Raw genomic sequence first — 18,221 nt, forward strand, 5'->3', positions numbered from 1 at the left:
GGGCTTGAGAGCCCAGGACTCGTTATTCGCCGACGCTGATCTTCAGGCCGGCCGCTATCGCAAAGGGTGCCAGTGTCACCGCCAGGGCCGTGAGGCTGGCAAGCCAGAGCAGATGGCCGGTGGCCGGCATATTCTGCAATGCCGCCTGCAACGCACCACTGCCCAGGATCAATACAGGGATATACAACGGCAGAATCAGCAACGCCAGCAGCAACCCGCCGCGCTTGAGGCCGACCGTCAGCGCCGCGCCGACCGCGCCCAGCAGGCTCAGCACCGGGGTGCCCAGCAGCAGCGAGCCGAGCAACACCGGCAGGCAATGGCTCGGCAGGCCCAGCATCAACGCCAGCAGTGGCGCCAACAATACCAGCGCCAGCCCGGAAAAGATCCAGTGGGCCAGCACCTTTGCCAGCACCAGCACGGGCAGCGGGTGCGGCGAGAGCACCCACTGCTCCAGCGAACCGTCCTCGAAATCGCTGCGGAACAGGCCATCGAGCGACAACAGCACCGCCAGCAAGGCCGCGACCCAGACCAGGCCAGGCGACAAGGTTTGCAACAATTGGCTTTCCGGGCCAACCGCCAGCGGGAACAGCGCCACCACGATGGCGAAGAACACCAGCGGGTTGGCCAGCTCGGCCGGGCGGCGGAACAACAGCCGCGCTTCGCGGCGCAGCAACAGGATGAATACGCTCATGCCGCCCATTGCCCCAGGTTCAATTCACGGTAGCCGGAGGGCTTGCGATCAAGGCTGTGATGGGTAGTCAGCACCACCGTACCGCCCTGCTCGCAGTGCGCCGCAAGGTGCGCTTCGAGTTGCGCCACGCCCTGCTTGTCCAGCGCGGTGAACGGCTCATCGAGGATCCACAACGGCGGGCTGTCCAGGTACAGCCGGGCCAACGCCACACGGCGCTGCTGGCCGGCGGACAAGGTATGGCATGGAACATCTTCGAAGCCGCGCAGGCCGACGGCCGCCAGGGCTGCCCAGATCGATTCAGTGCTGGCCGGCTGGTGCAGTGCGCACAACCAGGCGAGGTTCTCCTCGGCGGTCAGCAGGTCCTTGATGCCGGCGGCATGGCCAATCCACAACAAGATACTGGCCAGGGCATGGCGCTGTTCGGCCAATGGCAGGCCGCCCAGCAGGATCTGCCCGGCAGTCGGCTGCATCAGCCCGGCCAGCAGCCGCAACAGGCTGGTCTTGCCACTGCCGTTGGGGCCGCTGATCTGCAGCATGTCGCCTGGCCGCAGCTCGAAATCGAGGTGCTCGAACAGCAGGCGCCAGTCGCGCTCGCAGGCAAGGCCCGCGGCTTGAAGGTGAAGGGTCACGGTTCTGCCTTATCCAGTTTACGGCTCAAGTCGCCCGCCTCGCTGCCGTTATACTGGCAGTGGCGGACGGGCGGCATTATTACATGCACTGCCGCGCTGCCAAGGGGGCGGGTTCGACAGGTTGTATACAATCATGACTGAAATCAATAGTCTCGGCGCACAAACCGTCGTAAACCCGCAGGCGATCAAGGCGGCGCTGACCGGTGAACTGCTGAACCTGACGCAAGCGCAACCCGGGCTGCTCAAGCCGGGTGAGACCGCGCAGGCCGAGGTATTGACGCTGCGCCAGTCGGGCAGCGAGTTCCAGCTGGTACTGCGCCTGATGCTGGCCAACGGCAACCAGACCCAGCTGCAAGCCACCAGCAGCCAACCTCTGCCCCAAGGCAGCCAGATCACCGTCAGCCAGCCGCAAGGCAACCGCCTGGCGGTCATGGTCCAGCAGGCCAACGCGAGCACCGTCACCACCCTTACCCAACTGGATACAAGCAAGGTGCCGGTCGGTACGCTGTTGCAAGGCAAGGTGCTGACCCAGCAAGCGTTGCCGGGCGACGCCGCCAGCTTTCGCTCCCTGGTGAGCCTGCTCAACAGCGCGCAGGCAGGCGCCATCCTGACCATCGACAGCCCGCGCCCCTTGCCGGTAGGCAGCCTGCTCAGCGCTCTGGTACAGGGCGACCAGTCGCTGCGTTTCGTGCCGCTCAGCGGCCGTCAGGAGCAGCTGAACATCACCCAGCAGTTGCTCACCCAACAAGGCCGGCAGGCTTCGTTGCCGGGCTTGCTCAACGCCCTGCAGCAAGTAGCGCGCGACCCGAGCGGCAACGGCGAACTGCGCGCCAGTGCCGAACGCCTGCTGGCCAGCCTGCCCGACGCTCGCCAGTTGGGTGATGGTAAAACGCTCGCCCAGGCGCTGAACAACAGCGGCGCCTTCCTCGAAGCAAAACTGCTCGGCGGCCTCAGCACCAGCGTGGCCACCGACCTCAAGGCGCAACTGGTCAGGCTGGTGGCCCAGGCCTCGGTAAACGCCCAGGCAGTACCCGTCCTGGCCTCGACCACCCTGGCCCAGGCATTGCCCGCCATGGCCCGCAGCGCCCTGGGCATGCTCGACCGGGTCAGCCCGCGGCAACAACCCGGCGGCTTCCCGCTGCCCTCGCGGCTGTTGCAAGCCATGGAGCACGAAGGCGACCTGCAACAGCTGCTGCGCCTGGCCGCCGCCGCCATTTCGCGCCTGCAGAGCCATGCCCTGAGCAGCCTGCAACAATCCGGCACACTGGAAAACGGCAACCTCCAGACCACCTGGCAGACTGAAATCCCGGTGCGCCATGGGCAGGAGTTCATCCCCTTGCAGGCCAAGCTGCAGCGTGAGGAAACCCCGCAACAACAGGCCGATCGCCAGCGCGAACAGCAAGACCCGCTGCAAGCCTTGTGGCGCATCGACCTGGCGTTCGACCTCGCCCCGCTCGGCCCCTTGCAGGTCCAGGCACAGTTGAGCCAGGGGCGCTTGTCCGGCCAATTGTGGGCCGAACGTGAACAGACCGCGCGCCTGATCGATAGCCAGCTCGGTGACCTGCGCGAGCGCCTGCTGGCGCGCGGCGTGGATGTCGGCGACCTGGAGTGCCACCCCGGCATCCCGCCACAAGGGCCGCGCACACGCGTGGAACAACGCTGGGTGGACGAAACCGCATGAGCAACACGCCACCGCGCCAGGCCATCGCCCTGAGCTACGACGGCCAACAGGCCCCTACCCTCAGCGCCAAAGGTGACGACGACCTGGCCGAGGCCATCCTGGCAATCGCCCGCGAGCACGAGGTGCCAATCTACGAGAACGCCGAGTTGGTGCGCCTGCTGGCGCGCCTGGAACTGGGCGAGCAGATCCCCGAGGCGCTGTACCTGACCATCGCCGAAATCATCGCCTTCGCCTGGCAACTGCGCGGCAAGGTGCCGTATGGCTTCGACGACACGCCCGAAGAGGAGCGTGACGTTACCCAAGTGGTGCCCCGGCTTGCCCGGCCACTTGGCTGAATCGCCGCGGATAGCTTTATTTACCCCCCTGCTCGCAACCCACTGATCGACTCTGTGGCTTTTGCCCCACCACGGAGACGGACATGCCTACCCCCCACATCAATGCTGCCGGCGTACAGTTGGTACGCAACCATCTGGCCACCCTGCCCCGGCCTGACCGTGAGGCCAAACGCGCGATAGGCGATTGGCTGTCGACACAAGGGGTTAGCCTCGACCCTGACCAGATCGACGTGGTCACGTTGAATGTTCATGCAGCGGGGGTAGCCAGTTACCAGGCTGTGGTCGCCCAGCGACTCAGCCTGACCCAAGCCGTACTGACGGACTGGCAAGGCGAAACCAACAACGATTTTTTCGGCGGGCTGTTCAGGCAGCCCTGGGCCGGGCAGCTTCCTGGCGATGGCCCGATTGCCATCGTCGACAAACTGCCTGCGCAGCCCATTTACGATAACGGCGCCTGGTATGAAGTGTTCAACGGGTTGTTCAAGCGCACCGAACCTGCACGTTATGATCACTCGACACTGCTCGACGTTCGCGCCGAAGCCCTGCAAAGCCATGTGGAGGCGCTGGACTTTCACACCCGCTACAAGGCCTCGCTCGACACCTACTGGCATCAGCATCTGCCGGACTATCGCCTGTGCTGCAAACTCAATTTCATCGCTGCCTGCAACAAGCAGGTCGCCGAAGGCAGCCTGAGTGACGGCGCACGCAAGCTGGCGTGGCGTGCAGCCGAGCTGATCCCCCGCGGCAAGGGCCTACGCCTGAGCACATTGAGCATCTATGGTTATGCGGCCACCGATCTGTTGTACATCAACGATGCCAGCACCGACCTGACACTGCTGTACGCGCCTGGCAACAGCTCGCCACTGCTGGAGTTCGCCAGTGAAGACCTGCTCAAGGACTGGGTTGGCCAGCAGTGCAAGGATGGCGCCGCACGCCAGGCACTGAAACAGCATTTCCGCCTGGCCGACGGCCCCCAAGGTATCGACTTCAGCGGCCTGGACACCGCATTGGAAGGCTTGGGCGCCTTTCCGCACAGCCACAGACTGCCCCCGGAACATGGCTTTTTCAATGACGACGGTATTTGGCCACCGCGTACCTATGTCAACTACCGTCCCCGCAAGTACAACCCTAAAATCACCGGTGACCTGTTCCAGGCGATGGCCGAACGTCAGCGTCAACGTTGTTACGACGATGCCGACTTCCTGATCACCCGTAACAGCGACACCATCAAGTCCCGGTGGACGGGCTACCTCAATACGGCCCTGAACCTGCTGGCGCCCTTGACCTTCGTAGTGCCTGGCCTGGCGCCGTTGCTGGCATTGGGCGGTATCGTCCAACTGGGGCTCGGCCTTGATCAGGCGATCAACGGTAAGACCTTGCAAGACAAGCAACAGGGCATAGGCAACATCACCTATGGCCTGTTGAATGCAACGCCATTGGCCATCGAGTCCGCAGCCAAGGCAGATGCGCTATTCATTGCCCAGCAAGACGGCTTCGTCGCACCACGCCGATTCAACGATCAGTGGGGGTACCCGCTAAGCCCGGTCAGCCCCCCCCACTTGCCAGACCTGGATGTAGCCCCCTACTTCCACCGTCCAGCACCCATTGCGCCGCTGCAAGGTGGCGATGCGGCCGTGGCAAACTCGCTGAGACGGTATCCCCGGTACGACGGCAACCTCGATAGCCTTGTCGGCTACGTGGAACGCACTCCTGACTATCCGGAACAACTCGACCTGGTCTATGACATGCAGTCCGATCTGTTCATCACCGAAGAAGGTACGAATGAGGTAAGCCCGACCTTCTATGAGGCCGAGCCGGAGACGGGCAACATGCGCGTTGCCAACCCCGCCGAGCGCAGCGCCACCGATGCGATGCGCACGGCCAGCCTGCGCGCCCTCGGTATCGACGTGCGGCTGCCATTGCAAATCCCAGGCCCGCTGGCCGCAGGTGCCCACCCCATTCCAAAGCTCATCTCTTCATTGTGGGTTGGCAACAAGAGGCTCAGCCGCGAACTGCTGGACACGTTGACCGCCAATGCCGGGAAGTTGCGCAATAGCCCTTACCACTATCGGATGTTTCTGTCCAAGGCTGACCCACAAGCGTTCACCCATAACCTCGCCGAATTGAGCGCCAAAGTGCCCGGCTTGCAGGTACTCGCGCTCGAAGAGCAGCCGTTCTTCACGACCTTCGCCAACAGCAAATACTACGCCCAATACCAGGCGGCCCTCGATGGCAACGGCGGCGTGACCACCAACTTCGCCTCCGCTTCGGACGTCTTGCGCTACCCGATGCTGCACAGTGAAGGTGGCTTGTACATGGACGTCGACGATGCATTGCTCAGCCAACGCGAAGTAGAAGGCACGCCACAGACTGACGCCGCCATCGATACCATCGAACTGAAAACCACCGATGATGGGTTGTTACTGCACCCGCCCATGAAAAATGAAAAGCTGGGCATGAACACCCTGTACAACTCCAGCATGATCGGCAGCCACGCAGGCAACCCGACACTGTTGGCCATCTCCGAAGAGATGCACGCGCGCTATCTCGCCGATGGCGACTTCTATAAGGCCCGGCCCACGCTGGCCGAAGACCCTAGAGGCTTCTACGAGTACGCCCACCGCCTGAGCGAATTGACCGGCCCCGCCATGCTCAATGCGGTAATAGATCGAACACTGCCGGATCTGTTTCTTGTTCGCCAGCTCTGCAACCTGTACTTGATGCCACGCATCAACACCCTCCTGTACGTCGAGCACGATGCCTTGTATGCCTTGCAACGCGAACGCCTGCCACTCAACCGCCTGGCCAGGGTCGGCGGCATGCATTCATGGGCCAACACCTGAAACAGGCACGAAAAAAAGGCGACCTGTGGGTCGCCTGTTTTTCACTCCGAGCGGTGCAACTTGCTCATCAGCTCCGCCTCGGCCTGGGTCAGCCCACAGGTTTCGGTCAACTCCGACACACTGGCGCCCATCCCGACCAGCTTGGCCGCCTGGCTGTAAGTGACGCTGCTCGGGTCGCGTTGCTCCAGGCGCTCCAGCCGGTCCGGCAGGGTGGCCATCGCCGCGCGCAGCTCGTGGATGGCTTCCCCCATGCGCACGGTGCCGTTCTGGTAGTCATCCAGGCGCTTGGCCAAGTCCTTGATGCGCTGGTCGCGCACGGCATCGCCCTGGGCCTGCTGGCTGGCCAGTTCGCGCTGGCGCTTGCTGTAGTTGAGGAAGAACCACAGGCTCAGCGCCCACAGCAACGCCAGGAAGATGACAGCAACCTCGAAAATCAACTCAGATGTTCTCCAGCTCGGACCACTCTTCCTCGGTCATCATCTTGTCCAGCTCGACCAGGATCAGCAGCTCGCCGTTCTTGTTGCACACGCCCTGGATGAACTTGGCCGACTCTTCGTTACCCACGTTCGGCGCGGTCTCGATCTCCGACTGGCGCAGGTAGACCACCTCGGCCACGCTGTCGACCAGGATGCCGACCACTTGCTTGTCGGCCTCGATGATGACGATACGGGTGTTATCGGTCACATCCGAAGGCATCAGGCCGAAACGCTGGCGGGTATCGATCACCGTCACCACGTTACCGCGCAGGTTGATGATGCCCAGCACATAGCTTGGGGCACCCGGTACCGGGGCGATCTCGGTGTAACGCAGGACTTCCTGCACCTGCATGACGTTGATGCCGTAGGACTCGTTGTCCAGACGGAAGGTTACCCACTGCAGGATCGGATCTTCGGAACCTTGTGCAGACGACTTTTTCATTCCCCTAGCCCTCAAATACCGCCCATGGCGGTGTGTTCGCAGTTATTTGTGTTTGGCGTGCAGCTGCTTGACCGCGCCACTGGCGATCAACTCGGCCAGTTCGGCGACATCCAGCAGCGCACACATGTGTTCAATCACCGTGCCGGCCAGCCACGGGCGTTGGCCACGCTGGCTGCGCCATTTGATCTCGGACGGGTCCAGGCGCAACGAGCGGCTGACCTGGTGCACCGCCAGCCCCCATTCATAGCCCTGGACAGAAATCACGTAATGCAGGCCTTGGCGGAAATCATCGCGGTAGCGGTCGGGCATCACCCAGCGCGCGGTGTCCAACACCTTCAGGTTGCCCGCCTGGCAGGTGAGGATGCCGAGGAACCAGTCCGGCTGGCCGAACAGCGGTGTCAGTTCCTGGCCTTCCAGGCTGTAGATCGAGCCCAGGCACACCAGCGGCACCGCCAGGGTCAGGCCGGCGACGTCGAACAGCAGGCACTCGAAGGGCTCGGCCGCCCACAGCGGGCGGCCATCAACCGTGGCCGGCGGGGCTGGCACGTTCGGCGCGGGCAGGTGCACGTCGACCAACGGCGCGACCGGTTCGGGCGCCTGCACTTCGGTCAGTACCGGAATGCTCGCTTCAGCGACCACTTCGGCCTCGACCACCGTCACCACCGGCTCTTCGACAGGCAGTACGGCGGGTAGCACCTTCAATTGCGGTTCGGCGAAGGGCTTCAGCTCGATGCTGGCGGCGGCAGCCTGCTGGCGCATTTCACGGGCCTGCTCTTCACGCACGGCGGCGGCGAACTCGTCGCTGGCCGCCGGTGCGGGTAAATCGAGGAGGTCCTCGGCCTCGGTGGCTTCCTGCAGCAGGCCATCAAGGTAGGATTGCAGGGCCAGCTGGGGCCGGGTGCCGGTCTTCACGCTCATGACGTCACCTGCACGGCAGTCTTGTAGGTCAGCAGGTGCTTCAGCAGCGCCCGGTAGGCAATCACGCCACGGCTCTTGCCATCGAACTGCGACGGCGTGACGCCGTTGCGGCTGGCATCGCGCAGGCGTGTGTCGACCGGAATGTAGCCCTGCCAGACCTGCTGTTCGTAGGTATCGCGCAGCACCTTGAGCGTGCCCAGGGAGGCCTGGGTACGGCGGTCGAACAGGGTCGGCACGATCTGGTACGGCAACGCCTGCTTGCGCGAACGGTTGATCATGGCCAGCGTGCCGATCATGCGTTCCAGGCCTTTGACTGCGAGAAACTCGGTCTGCACCGGGATCACCAACTGCTGGCTGGCGGCCAGGGCATTGACCATCAGCACGCCCAGCAACGGCGGGCTGTCGATGAGGGCGAAGTCGAAGTCCTGCCACAGCTGCGCCAGACTCTTGGCGATTACCAGGCCCAGGCCACTCTGCCCCGGCGACTGGCGTTCCAGCACTGCCAGTGCGGTGCTCGAGGGCAACAGCGAGATACGCTCGTGGCTGGTGGGCAGCAGCAATTGCCCGGGCAAGCCCTCGGGCACCTGCCCTTTGTGCAGGAACAGGTCGTAGCAGCTGTGCTCCAGGGCATCGGGGTTGTGCCCGAAATAGCTAGTCATCGAGCCGTGCGGGTCGAGGTCGACGACGACCACGCGCTTGCCCGCCTCGGCCAGCAGGCCGGCCAGGGCGATAGTGGTGGTGGTCTTGCCGACCCCGCCTTTTTGGTTGGCTACTGCCCAGACTCTCATAGGACAACTCTTGATTCATTGATGCCGCTGAACCCTGTGGGCGCCGGCTTGCCAGCGATCACCGGCAACGCCGGTGCCACACACCGCGCTGCCTGCATCGCCGGCAAGCCGGCTCTCACAGGGTAAGCGGTGACAGAGAATTGACGAGTTATTGCCCCGCCCCCGTTGCTGGCGTTGCCGGTGCACTTTGTGTGCCAGCACGGCGCAAGGCAGCGTCCGGAGTAGCGTTGGCACTGCCGGAACCGGTCAGGCTGCGGCGCACTTCAAGGTTGCGCGAAATCACCAGCACCACCCGGCGGTTGCGCGCTCGGCCCTCGGCGCTGTCGTTGCTGGCCACCGGCTGATACTCGCCATAACCCACCGAGGCCATGCGCCCAGGGTTCACCCCTTCCATCGCCAGCAGGCGGACAATACTCGCCGCCCGTGCCGAGGACAGCTCCCAGTTGGTCGGGTACTGCGCCGTGCGGATCGGCAGGTTGTCGGTAAAGCCCTCGACGTGCACCGGGTTGGCGAACGGCTTGAGGATGTTCGCCACCTTTTCGATGATGTCGAACGCCTTGTCGCTGGGCATGGCATCGCCGCTGCCGAACAGCAGCGATGAGTTGAGTTCGATTTCCACCCACAGCTCGTTACCGCGCACGGTCATCTGGTCAGACTTGATCAGGTCACCAAAGGCATCGCGCACGTCGTCACTGATGGTTTTCAGCGGGTCGACGCTGTTCTGCGCCAGGCCCGCATCGGTCTGCTCGCTGTCCTTGATCAGCGGCTCGGCCGGCTTGACGCTGAGCGGCTGCTCATCACCGATGGGGATCGGTTTCATACTGCGTTCCGGGTCGTTGAACACCCCCAGCAGTGCTTGCGAAATGACCTTGTACTTGCCCTCGTTGATCGAGGAAATCGAGTACATGACCACGAAAAAGGCGAACAGCAAGGTGATGAAGTCGGCGTATGACACCAGCCAGCGTTCGTGATTCTCGTGTTCCTCGGTATGGCGACGGCGACGCATGGCTTACTCCATGAAGCCTTGCAGCTTCAGCTCGATCGAGCGCGGGTTTTCACCCTCGGCAATCGACAACAGGCCCTCAAGGAGCATTTCGCGGTAGCGCGACTGGCGCATGACGATGGCCTTGAGCTTGTTGGCGACCGGCAGCAGAATCAGGTTGGCGCTGGCCACCCCATAGATGGTAGCGACAAAGGCCACGGCGATGCCGTTGCCCAGCTGCGATGGGTCGGCCAGGTTGCCCATCACGTGGATCAAGCCCATCACCGCACCGATGATACCGATGGTCGGCGCGTAGCCGCCCATGCTCTCGAACACCTTGGCGGCCTGGATGTCGCGGCCCTCCTGGGTGAGGAAGTCAACTTCGAGGATGCTGCGGATGGCCTCGGGCTCGGCACCGTCGACCAGCAGCTGCAAGCCCTTGCGCGCATACGGGTCGGGCTCGCTGTCGGCGACCCCTTCCAGGCCCAGCAGGCCTTCCTTGCGCGCGGTCAGGCTCCAGTTCACCACCCGGTCGATGCCACCGGCCAGGTCGACACGGGGCGGGAAGATGATCCAGCGCAGAATCTGCAGGGCACGCTTGAACGACGACAGCGGCGACTGCAACAGCGCCGCCGCCAGGGTGCCGCCGAGCACGATCAGCGCCGCCGGGCCGTTGAGCAACGCACCGACGTGGCCGCCTTCGAGGAAATTGCCGCCGACGATGGCGACGAAGGCCAGGATCAGGCCGATCAGGCTAAGGACGTCCATCAGACACAGGCCTCGACCAGGTGCTTGCCAATTTCATCCAGGCTGTACACCGCGTCGGCCAGGTTGGCCTTGACGATGGCCATGGGCATGCCATAGATCACGCAGCTGGCTTCGTCCTGGGCCCACACGGTGCTGCCGCCCTGCTTGAGCAGGCGCGCACCTTCACGGCCGTCGGCGCCCATGCCAGTGAGCACCACCGAAAGCACCTTGTCGCCGTAGGATTTCGCGGCCGAGCCGAAGGTAATGTCCACGCACGGCTTGTAGTTCAAACGCTCGTCGCCGGGCAGGATCTTCACCGTGCCGCGGCCATCGATCATCATCTGTTTGCCGCCAGGGGCCAGCAAGGCAAGGCCTGGGCGCAGCAAATCGCCGTCCTCGGCTTCCTTGACGGTGATCTTGCACAGCTTGTCGAGGCGCTCGGCAAAGGCCTTGGTGAACGCCGCCGGCATGTGCTGGATGAGCACGATCGGCGCCGGGAAACCGGCCGGCAGCTGGGTCAGCACCCGCTGCAGCGCCACCGGCCCACCCGTGGACGTGCCAATGGCCACCAGCTTGTAAGGCTTGCGCTTGGGCGCTGGCGAATGCGCAGCGGCGGGCGCCGCTGCCGGCGCGCGGGTTGGCGCAGGCACACGGGCCGGCGCATGGCTGGCGAGGCTGCTGGCCGGGGCGTGAGCCGTGCTGGCAGGAGCAGGCGCTGCGACCGCTGCCGGGCTTGCGTAACCGCCGAAACGGCGGTTGCTGCGCGAAATGGTATGGACCTTTTCGCACAGCATCTGCTTGACCTTGTCCGGGTTGCGCGAGATGTCTTCGAAGTTTTTCGGCAGGTAGTCCACCGCCCCGGCATCCAGCGCATCGAGGGTAACGCGGGCGCCTTCGTGGGTCAGCGAGGAGAACATCAACACCGGCGTCGGGCAGCGCTGCATGATGTGCCGCACCGCCGTGATGCCATCCATCATGGGCATTTCATAGTCCATGGTGATGACATCGGGTTTGAGCGCCAGTGCCTGGTCGATCGCTTCCCTGCCGTTGGTCGCGGTACCCACAACCTGGATCGTCGGGTCCGCCGAGAGGATCTCCGAAACGCGGCGGCGGAAGAAACCGGAATCATCCACCACCAGGACCTTGACTGCCATAAACACTCCATTAGGTGGCGCAGCCCGCCAGGGCGCGCCACCGAAAATCAAATACGCCGCGCCGCGTAACGCTTGAGCATGCTCGGTACGTCGAGGATCAGCGCAATGCGGCCGTCACCGGTGATGGTGGCGCCGGACATGCCTGGGGTGCCCTGCAGCATCTTGCCCAGCGGCTTGATCACCACCTCTTCCTGGCCCACCAGCTGGTCGACCACGAAGCCGATACGCTGCGTACCGACCGAGAGGATCACCACGTGGCCCTCGCGCTGTTCTTCGTGCACCTGGCCCTGGACCAGCCAGCGCTTGAGGTAGAACAGCGGCAGCGCCTTGTCGCGCACGATCACCACTTCCTGGCCGTCGACCACGTTGGTGCGCGACAGGTCGAGGTGGAAGATCTCGTTGACGTTGACCAGCGGGAAGGCGAACGCCTGGTTGCCCAGCATCACCATCAGGGTCGGCATGATCGCCAGGGTCAACGGCACCTTGATGACGATCTTCGAGCCCTGGCCCTTGGCCGAGAAGATGTTGATCGAACCGTTGAGCTGGGAAATCTTGGTCTTCACCACGTCCATGCCGACACCACGGCCGGACACGTCGGAAATTTCCGTCTTGGTCGAGAAGCCCGGGGCGAAGATCAGGTTGTAGCAGTCCGACTCGCTCAGGCGCTCGGCGGCGTCCTTGTCCATCAGGCCCTTTTCCACGGCCTTGGCACGCAGGATGTTGGGGTCCATGCCCTTGCCGTCGTCAGAAATCGACAGCAGGATGTGGTCGCCTTCCTGTTCGGCCGACAGCACCACGCGGCCGGTGCGGGCCTTGCCCGAGGCTTCGCGCTCGTCCGGCATCTCGATGCCATGGTCGACCGCGTTGCGCACCAAGTGCACCAGTGGGTCGGCCAGGGCCTCGACCAGGTTCTTGTCGAGGTCGGTCTCTTCACCGACCAGCTCCAGGTTGATTTCTTTCTTGAGCTGACGTGCCAGGTCGCGGACCAGGCGCGGGAAGCGACCGAAGACTTTCTTGATCGGCTGCATGCGGGTCTTCATCACCGCAGTCTGCAGGTCGGCGGTGACCACGTCGAGGTTCGACACGGCCTTGGACATGGCCTCGTCGCCGCTGTTCAGGCCCAGGCGCACCAGGCGGTTACGCACCAGCACCAGTTCGCCGACCATGTTCATGATCTCGTCCAGGCGCGCGGTGTCGACGCGCACGGTGGTTTCCGCTTCGCTGGTTGCGTGCTTCTCAGCAGCGGGGGCCGGAGCGCGGGCTGGCGCGGCGGGCTTGGCCGCAGCGGCAGGTGCCGGCTTGGCCACGGGCTGGCTTTGCGGCTTGGCGACGACAGGCGCGGCCACGGCAGCGGGTGCTTCGGCGGTGACGGTATCGCCGGAGAATTTGCCTTTGCCGTGCAGCTGATCCAGCAGTGCTTCGAACTCGTGTTCACTGATCTCATCGCCAGCGACGGCAGCCGGCGCTTCGCTCACCACCGCCGGGGTGGCAGCCGACAATGCATCGGCCTGGAACGTGCCCTTGCCGTGCAGCTGGTCCAGCAGCGACTCGAATTCTTCGTCGGTGATCTCGTCGCTGGCCGGCGCGCTGGCAGCCACGGCGACCGGCTCGCTGGCAACGACTTCAGCCGAGAACTGGCCCTTGCCATGCAACTGGTCGAGCAGCGACTCGAATTCGGCATCGGTGATCTCGTCAGCGCTGCCGGTGAGCGTTTCGCCCTGCAGTTGCTGCTCTGCAGCCGCTGCCTCGGCCTTGACCGCGTCAAGCGAGTCGAGCAGCTGTTCGAATTCGGTGTCGGTGATGTCCGCCTCGGCGGCAGGCTCGGCCGGCGCAGGCGCAGCCACGTCCTCCAGCGCAGGGGCTTCGGCGCCACCCGGCTCGGCCAGGCGCGACAAAGCCGCCAGCAGCTCGGGCGTGGCCGGGGTCACGGCACTGCGCTCGCGCACCTGGCCGAACATGCTGTTGACCGTGTCGAGTGCTTCGAGCACCACGTCCATCAGTTCCGCGTCGACCCGACGCTCACCTTTGCGCAGGATGTCGAACACGTTCTCGGCGATATGGCAGCACTCCACCAGCTCGTTGAGCTGGAGGAAGCCGGCGCCCCCTTTTACAGTGTGGAAACCGCGAAAGATCGCATTGAGCAGGTCGGCATCATCGGGTCGGCTTTCCAGCTCGACCAGTTGCTCGGACAATTGCTCAAGAATTTCGCCGGCTTCTACCAGGAAATCCTGAAGGATTTCTTCATCGGCGCCGAAGCTCATTAAACGTGCTCCTCAAAAACCCAGGCTGGACAGCAGATCATCGACATCGTCCTGACCGGACACGACGTCTTCACGCTTATCGGCATGAATCTGCGGACCTTCACCCCGAGCCGGATATTTTTCTTCATCTTTTTCAGCGCGAAGCTGCTGGTGATCATGTTCGATACCGGCAAAACGGTCGACCTGACTGGCCATCAGCACGAGCTTGAGCAGATTGCTTTCGACTTCGGTCACCAGTGTGGTCACCCGCTTGATCACCTGCCCGGTCAGGTCCTGATAGTCCTGGGCCAGCAGAATGTCATTGAGGTGGCCAGAGACCTTGCGGTTACCTTCGGCGCTGTGCGTCAGGAAACTGTCGACGCGCTTGACCAGCTCACGGAATTCCGGCGCGGCCACTTCGCGGCGCATGAAGCGCTGCCAGTCGACACTGAGGTTCTGCGCCTCGGCCGCCAGCGCGTTGAGCACCGGCGTGCTCTCCTCGACCAGGTCCATGGTGCGGTTGGCGGCGCCTTCGGTGAGCTTGACCACATAGGACAAACGCTCGGTGGCATCGGTGATCTGCGAGACTTCCTCGGCCTGCGGCATGCGCGGGTCGATCTGGAAGCTGACGATCGCGCTGTGCAGCTCGCGGGTCAGCTTGCCGACCTCCTGGTACAGGCCACGGTCGCGGGTCTGGTTGAGCTGATGAATCAGCTGCACCGCCTCGCCAAACCGCCCCCGTTCCAGGCTTTCGACCAGCTCCTGGGCATGCTTCTTCAGGGTAGATTCGAACTCACCCAAAGACGTTTGTGTTGATTCCATGGCGCCCCCTGACCGGACTCAGCCGTTGACGCGTTCGAAGATCTTCTCGATCTTTTCTTTGAGCACCTGAGCGGTGAACGGCTTGACCACGTAACCATTGACGCCGGCCTGGGCCGCTTCGATGATCTGGTCGCGCTTGGCTTCGGCGGTCACCATCAGCACCGGCATGCCCTTCAGGCGGTCGTGCGCACGCACTTTGCGCAGCAGGTCGATACCCGACATGCCCGGCATGTTCCAGTCGGTCACCAGGAAGTCGTAATGGCCGCTTTCGAGCATCGGCAGCGCCGTGGTGCCGTCGTCCGCTTCGTCGGTGTTGGTGAAGCCCAGATCACGCAGCAAGTTCTTGATGATCCGCCGCATCGTCGAGAAGTCGTCAACGATGAGGATTTTCATGTCTTTGTTCAATTAGACCTCCAAGCAGTCTCAAACGCGCTCGGCCCCGAGCGCGCATTCAATCAATTCGGTACAACGTGAAAACGACTGCAACGACACCCGGGCTCAACGCGCCCGCCATTCCCCCAGGCGGCTGCGCAGGCGCGCGGCACACTGGCTGTGCAACTGGCTGACACGCGACTCGCTGACCCCTAGCACCTCACCGATTTCCTTGAGGTTCAGCTCTTCGTCGTAGTACAGCGCCAGGACCAGCCGCTCGCGTTCCGGCAGGTTGGCGATGGCATCGGTCAGGGCAGCCTGGAAGCGCTCGTCTTCCAGGTCGCGTGACGGCTCGACCTGGCCACTGGCGCCATCCTCGTGCAGCCCTTCGTGCTCGCCGTCCTGCAGCAGGTCGTCGAAACTGAACAGGCGGCTGCCCAGGGTATCGTTCAAAATCCCGTAGTAATCATCGAGACTCAATTGAAGTTCGGCAGCAACTTCATGATCTTTAGCGTCGCGGCCGGTTCTGGCTTCAACGGCGCGCATTGCGTCGCTGACCATGCGGGTGTTGCGGTGCACCGAACGGGGCGCCCAATCACCCTTGCGCACCTCGTCGAGCATCGCACCGCGGATGCGGATGCCGGCGTAGGTTTCGAAGCTCGCACCCTTGCTGGCGTCGTATTTGTTGGCGACTTCCAGCAGGCCGATCATGCCGGCCTGGATCAGGTCTTCGACCTGCACGTTGGCCGGCAAGCGCGCCAGCAGGTGATAGGCAATGCGCTTGACCAGCGGGGCGTAGCGTTCGATCAGTTCATACTGGGCGTCCTTGGACGCCTTGCTGTACATCTTGAAACCGCTCGCACTCATAGGACTGGCCCTGCACTGGTGGGCTGCACCAGGCGCTCGACAAAGAACTCCAGGTGCCCGCGCGGGTTGGCCGGCAATGGCCAGCTGTCGACCTTCTGCGCAATGGCCTTGAAGGCCAGCGCGCACTTGGAACGAGGGAAGGCCTCGTAGACCGCCCGTTGTTTCTGCACCGCCTTGCGCACACACTCGTCGTACGGCACGGCGCCGACGTACTGCAGGGCGACGTCGAGGAAGCGATCGGTGACCTTGGTCAGCTTGGCGAACAGGTTGCGCCCTTCCTGCGGGCTCTGCGCCATGTTGGCCAGCACGCGGAAACGGTTCATCCCGTAATCGCGGTTGAGCAACTTGATCAGTGCGTAGGCGTCGGTGATGGAGGTGGGTTCGTCGCACACCACCAGCAGCACTTCCTGCGCCGCGCGGACGAAGCTGACTACCGAGTCACCAATACCCGCAGCGGTGTCGATCACCAGCACGTCGAGGTTGTCGCCGATCTCGCTGAAGGCCTGGATCAGCCCGGCATGTTGGGCCGGGGCCAGGTGCACCATGCTCTGGGTGCCGGAGGCCGCCGGTACGATGCGCACACCGCCCGGCCCCTGCAACAGCACATCACGCAGCTCACAGCGCCCTTCGATGACATCGGCCAGGGTGCGTTTCGGGGTGAGGCCCAGCAACACGTCGACATTGGCCAGGCCCAGATCGGCGTCCAACAGCATGACCCGGCGGCCGAGTTCGGCCAGTGCCAGGGACAGGTTCACTGAAACGTTAGTCTTGCCGACGCCACCTTTGCCACCGGTTACGGCGATCACCTGTACGGGATGCATGCTACCCATGTTCGTTGTTTACCTTGTCTCGCTTGGACCCAAGCCACACGAGGGGCAATACCACCGCCCCCTTGGTGTAGGTATTTTGCACACGCTTCATCATCAACCCGCTCGTCGTGGGTTGTGGTAGAGATCAGCGAACATGTCGGCCATGGCCTCTTCGCTGGGCTCGTCCTGCAACTGCACATTCACTGCCCGGGTCACCAACTGGTGCGCCCGCGGCAGGTGCAGGTCGTCAGGAATGCGCGGGCCATCGGTGAGGTAGGCCACGGGCAGTTCATGACTGATGGCCAGGCTCAGCACATCGCCGAGGCTCGCCGTTTCATCGAGTTTGGTCAGGATACAACCGGCCAGGCCGCAGCGTTTGTAGCTGTGGTAGGCGGCGGTCAGCACCTGCTTCTGGCTGGTGGTGGCCAGCACCAGATAGTTCTTCGAGGCAATGCCTCGGCTGGCCAGGCTTTCCAGCTGCATGCGCAGGGCCGGATCACTGGCCTGCAGGCCGGCGGTATCGATCAGCACCACGCGCTTGCGCAGCAGCGGCTCAAGCGCCTGGGCCAGTGACTGGCCCGGGTCGACGTAAGTCACTGGCACATTGAGGATACGCCCCAGGGTCTTGAGCTGCTCCTGGGCACCGATGCGGAAGCTGTCCATGCTCACCAGGGCCAGGTTCTGCGGGCCGTACTTGAGCACATAGCGCGCTGCCAGCTTGGCCAGGGTGGTGGTCTTGCCCATGCCGGCAGGGCCGACCATGGCGATCACGCCGCCCTCTTCGATCGGCTCGACCCCAGGCACTTCGATCATCCGCGCCAGGTGCGCCAGCAGCATGCGCCAGGCCTGGCGCGGCTCTTCTATTTCAGCCGTAAGGTCGAGCAGCTCGCGGGCGATCGGCCCGGACAGGCCGATGCGCTGCAGACGGCGCCAGAGGTTGGCCTGCGCCGGCTTGCTGCCTTGCAGCTGGTTCCAGGCCAGCGAGCCCAGCTGCACCTCGAGCAGCTCGCGCAGGCCCGACAGTTCCGAGCGCATGGCATCGAACAGGCGCGGGTCGACCGGCGCAGGGGCGGCGGGGGCGGCAGCCGCTGGCACGTCCACATGCGGTTCGATCAACGGCTCCGATGCGGTCAACGACTGCCCGGCGAACAATTGGCGGTCGCCTTCAGTGGCTTCGCTGCGGTTGTCCAGTTCGGCCTGGGCTGTGGCGATGCGCGTCTGGGTCTTGCGCAGCTCTTCTTCGAGCTCAGGGTTGGGCACGCGCGGGGCCAGCGCGGACAGCTTGTAGTCCAGCGCGGCCGTCAGTTCGACACCGCCGGCGATGCGGCGGTTACCGATGATGGCGGCGTCGGAGCCCAGCTCATCACGCACCAGCTTCATGGCCTGACGCATATCGGCGGCGAAAAAACGCTTAACTTGCATAAC

18 protein-coding genes are annotated in these 18,221 nt (G+C 63.7%); 3 read left to right on the forward strand and 15 right to left on the reverse strand.

What is annotated here, in order from left to right; all coding sequences use genetic code 11:
• Positions 1–22: 22 nt before the first annotated feature.
• Both ccmB and ccmA read right to left on the reverse strand, forming a co-directional pair.
• Positions 23–691, reverse strand: a complete 669-nt coding sequence (gene ccmB / locus ACIPIJ_RS00515; RefSeq protein ID WP_012315484.1) for a heme exporter protein CcmB — start codon at positions 689–691, stop codon at positions 23–25.
• Positions 688–1,320: a cytochrome c biogenesis heme-transporting ATPase CcmA gene (ccmA, locus tag ACIPIJ_RS00520; protein WP_401071725.1), complete on the reverse strand. Its 633-nt coding sequence runs from the start codon at positions 1,318–1,320 to the stop codon at positions 688–690. Before ccmA ends, ccmB begins: the two co-directional genes overlap by 4 nt.
• A 133-nt stretch (positions 1,321–1,453) precedes the next feature.
• On the opposite strand from ccmA, the gene ACIPIJ_RS00525 reads away from it, so the two are divergent.
• The 3 genes from ACIPIJ_RS00525 (at position 1,454) to ACIPIJ_RS00535 (ending at position 6,179) form a co-directional block, all read left to right on the forward strand.
• Complete coding sequence (locus ACIPIJ_RS00525; protein ID WP_401071727.1) at positions 1,454–3,001, forward strand: flagellar hook-length control protein FliK; 1,548 nt, start codon at positions 1,454–1,456, stop codon at positions 2,999–3,001.
• Complete coding sequence (locus ACIPIJ_RS00530; RefSeq protein ID WP_401071729.1) at positions 2,998–3,336, forward strand: EscU/YscU/HrcU family type III secretion system export apparatus switch protein; 339 nt, start codon at positions 2,998–3,000, stop codon at positions 3,334–3,336. Before ACIPIJ_RS00525 ends, ACIPIJ_RS00530 begins: the two co-directional genes overlap by 4 nt.
• A gap of 83 nt (positions 3,337–3,419) precedes the next feature.
• A complete protein-coding gene (locus ACIPIJ_RS00535) occupies positions 3,420–6,179 on the forward strand; it encodes a dermonecrotic toxin domain-containing protein (protein WP_401071731.1) in 2,760 nt (919 codons plus the stop codon).
• Positions 6,180–6,220: 41 nt separating this feature from the next.
• Here the strand turns inward: ACIPIJ_RS00535 and ACIPIJ_RS00540 are convergent, their stop codons facing one another.
• The 13 genes from ACIPIJ_RS00540 to flhF form a co-directional block, all read right to left on the reverse strand.
• The gene (locus ACIPIJ_RS00540) at positions 6,221–6,616 is read right to left on the reverse strand and encodes a DUF2802 domain-containing protein (protein ID WP_401071733.1); all 396 of its coding nucleotides are present in this window, start codon (positions 6,614–6,616) and stop codon (positions 6,221–6,223) included.
• A gap of 1 nt (position 6,617) precedes the next feature.
• Positions 6,618–7,097: a chemotaxis protein CheW gene (locus ACIPIJ_RS00545; RefSeq protein WP_016393802.1), complete on the reverse strand. Its 480-nt coding sequence runs from the start codon at positions 7,095–7,097 to the stop codon at positions 6,618–6,620.
• Between the two features lie 42 nt (positions 7,098–7,139).
• A complete protein-coding gene (locus ACIPIJ_RS00550) occupies positions 7,140–8,015 on the reverse strand; it encodes a CheW domain-containing protein (RefSeq protein ID WP_401071735.1) in 876 nt (291 codons plus the stop codon).
• A complete protein-coding gene (locus ACIPIJ_RS00555) occupies positions 8,012–8,803 on the reverse strand; it encodes a ParA family protein (protein WP_401071737.1) in 792 nt (263 codons plus the stop codon). Before ACIPIJ_RS00555 ends, ACIPIJ_RS00550 begins: the two co-directional genes overlap by 4 nt.
• Before the next feature lie 148 nt (positions 8,804–8,951).
• Positions 8,952–9,809, reverse strand: coding sequence for a flagellar motor protein MotD (gene motD / locus ACIPIJ_RS00560; RefSeq protein ID WP_401071739.1), 858 nt, complete (start codon positions 9,807–9,809; stop codon positions 8,952–8,954).
• A 3-nt stretch (positions 9,810–9,812) separates the two neighbouring features.
• Positions 9,813–10,553, reverse strand: coding sequence for a flagellar motor protein (locus ACIPIJ_RS00565; RefSeq protein WP_401071741.1), 741 nt, complete (start codon positions 10,551–10,553; stop codon positions 9,813–9,815).
• Complete coding sequence (locus ACIPIJ_RS00570) at positions 10,553–11,686, reverse strand: chemotaxis response regulator protein-glutamate methylesterase (protein WP_401071743.1); 1,134 nt, start codon at positions 11,684–11,686, stop codon at positions 10,553–10,555. The genes ACIPIJ_RS00565 and ACIPIJ_RS00570 overlap by 1 nt, the downstream gene beginning before the upstream one ends.
• Positions 11,687–11,733: 47 nt before the next feature.
• Positions 11,734–13,947 (reverse strand): chemotaxis protein CheA, encoded by a 2,214-nt coding sequence (locus tag ACIPIJ_RS00575; protein ID WP_401071745.1) that lies wholly within the window; start codon positions 13,945–13,947, stop codon positions 11,734–11,736.
• 12 nt (positions 13,948–13,959) lie between these two features.
• Complete coding sequence (locus ACIPIJ_RS00580; protein ID WP_401071747.1) at positions 13,960–14,748, reverse strand: protein phosphatase CheZ; 789 nt, start codon at positions 14,746–14,748, stop codon at positions 13,960–13,962.
• 18 nt (positions 14,749–14,766) lie between these two features.
• Positions 14,767–15,141: a chemotaxis response regulator CheY gene (locus tag ACIPIJ_RS00585; protein ID WP_104881405.1), complete on the reverse strand. Its 375-nt coding sequence runs from the start codon at positions 15,139–15,141 to the stop codon at positions 14,767–14,769.
• 105 nt (positions 15,142–15,246) lie between these two features.
• Complete coding sequence (gene fliA, locus ACIPIJ_RS00590) at positions 15,247–15,987, reverse strand: RNA polymerase sigma factor FliA (RefSeq protein ID WP_387527675.1); 741 nt, start codon at positions 15,985–15,987, stop codon at positions 15,247–15,249.
• Positions 15,984–16,817: a flagellar synthesis regulator FleN gene (gene fleN / locus ACIPIJ_RS00595; RefSeq protein WP_016393812.1), complete on the reverse strand. Its 834-nt coding sequence runs from the start codon at positions 16,815–16,817 to the stop codon at positions 15,984–15,986. The genes fliA and fleN overlap by 4 nt, the downstream gene beginning before the upstream one ends.
• Positions 16,818–16,910: 93 nt before the next feature.
• Positions 16,911–18,218, reverse strand: a complete 1,308-nt coding sequence (gene flhF / locus ACIPIJ_RS00600) for a flagellar biosynthesis protein FlhF (RefSeq protein WP_401071750.1) — start codon at positions 18,216–18,218, stop codon at positions 16,911–16,913.
• Positions 18,219–18,221 lie beyond the last annotated feature (3 nt).

The sequence above is a fragment of the Pseudomonas sp. NPDC087185 genome, from assembly GCF_044744955.1.
Lineage (GTDB): Bacteria > Pseudomonadota > Gammaproteobacteria > Pseudomonadales > Pseudomonadaceae > Aquipseudomonas.

Excerpts from the sequence above, each read along its gene's own strand:
- ccmB (WP_012315484.1), bottom strand. The coding sequence starts at position 691 with ATGAGCGTATTCATCCTGTTGCTGCGCCGCGAAGCGCGGCTGTTGTTC.
- ACIPIJ_RS00525 (WP_401071727.1), top strand. The coding sequence starts at position 1,454 with ATGACTGAAATCAATAGTCTCGGCGCACAAACCGTCGTAAACCCGCAG.
- ACIPIJ_RS00530 (WP_401071729.1), top strand. The coding sequence starts at position 2,998 with ATGAGCAACACGCCACCGCGCCAGGCCATCGCCCTGAGCTACGACGGC.
- ACIPIJ_RS00535 (WP_401071731.1), top strand. The coding sequence starts at position 3,420 with ATGCCTACCCCCCACATCAATGCTGCCGGCGTACAGTTGGTACGCAAC.
- ACIPIJ_RS00545 (WP_016393802.1), bottom strand. The coding sequence starts at position 7,097 with ATGAAAAAGTCGTCTGCACAAGGTTCCGAAGATCCGATCCTGCAGTGG.
- ACIPIJ_RS00550 (WP_401071735.1), bottom strand. The coding sequence starts at position 8,015 with ATGAGCGTGAAGACCGGCACCCGGCCCCAGCTGGCCCTGCAATCCTAC.
- ACIPIJ_RS00555 (WP_401071737.1), bottom strand. The coding sequence starts at position 8,803 with ATGAGAGTCTGGGCAGTAGCCAACCAAAAAGGCGGGGTCGGCAAGACC.
- motD (WP_401071739.1), bottom strand. The coding sequence starts at position 9,809 with ATGCGTCGCCGTCGCCATACCGAGGAACACGAGAATCACGAACGCTGG.
- ACIPIJ_RS00565 (WP_401071741.1), bottom strand. The coding sequence starts at position 10,553 with ATGGACGTCCTTAGCCTGATCGGCCTGATCCTGGCCTTCGTCGCCATC.
- ACIPIJ_RS00570 (WP_401071743.1), bottom strand. The coding sequence starts at position 11,686 with ATGGCAGTCAAGGTCCTGGTGGTGGATGATTCCGGTTTCTTCCGCCGC.
- ACIPIJ_RS00575 (WP_401071745.1), bottom strand. The coding sequence starts at position 13,947 with ATGAGCTTCGGCGCCGATGAAGAAATCCTTCAGGATTTCCTGGTAGAA.
- ACIPIJ_RS00580 (WP_401071747.1), bottom strand. The coding sequence starts at position 14,748 with ATGGAATCAACACAAACGTCTTTGGGTGAGTTCGAATCTACCCTGAAG.
- ACIPIJ_RS00585 (WP_104881405.1), bottom strand. The coding sequence starts at position 15,141 with ATGAAAATCCTCATCGTTGACGACTTCTCGACGATGCGGCGGATCATC.
- fliA (WP_387527675.1), bottom strand. The coding sequence starts at position 15,987 with ATGAGTGCGAGCGGTTTCAAGATGTACAGCAAGGCGTCCAAGGACGCC.
- fleN (WP_016393812.1), bottom strand. The coding sequence starts at position 16,817 with ATGGGTAGCATGCATCCCGTACAGGTGATCGCCGTAACCGGTGGCAAA.
- flhF (WP_401071750.1), bottom strand. The coding sequence starts at position 18,218 with ATGCAAGTTAAGCGTTTTTTCGCCGCCGATATGCGTCAGGCCATGAAG.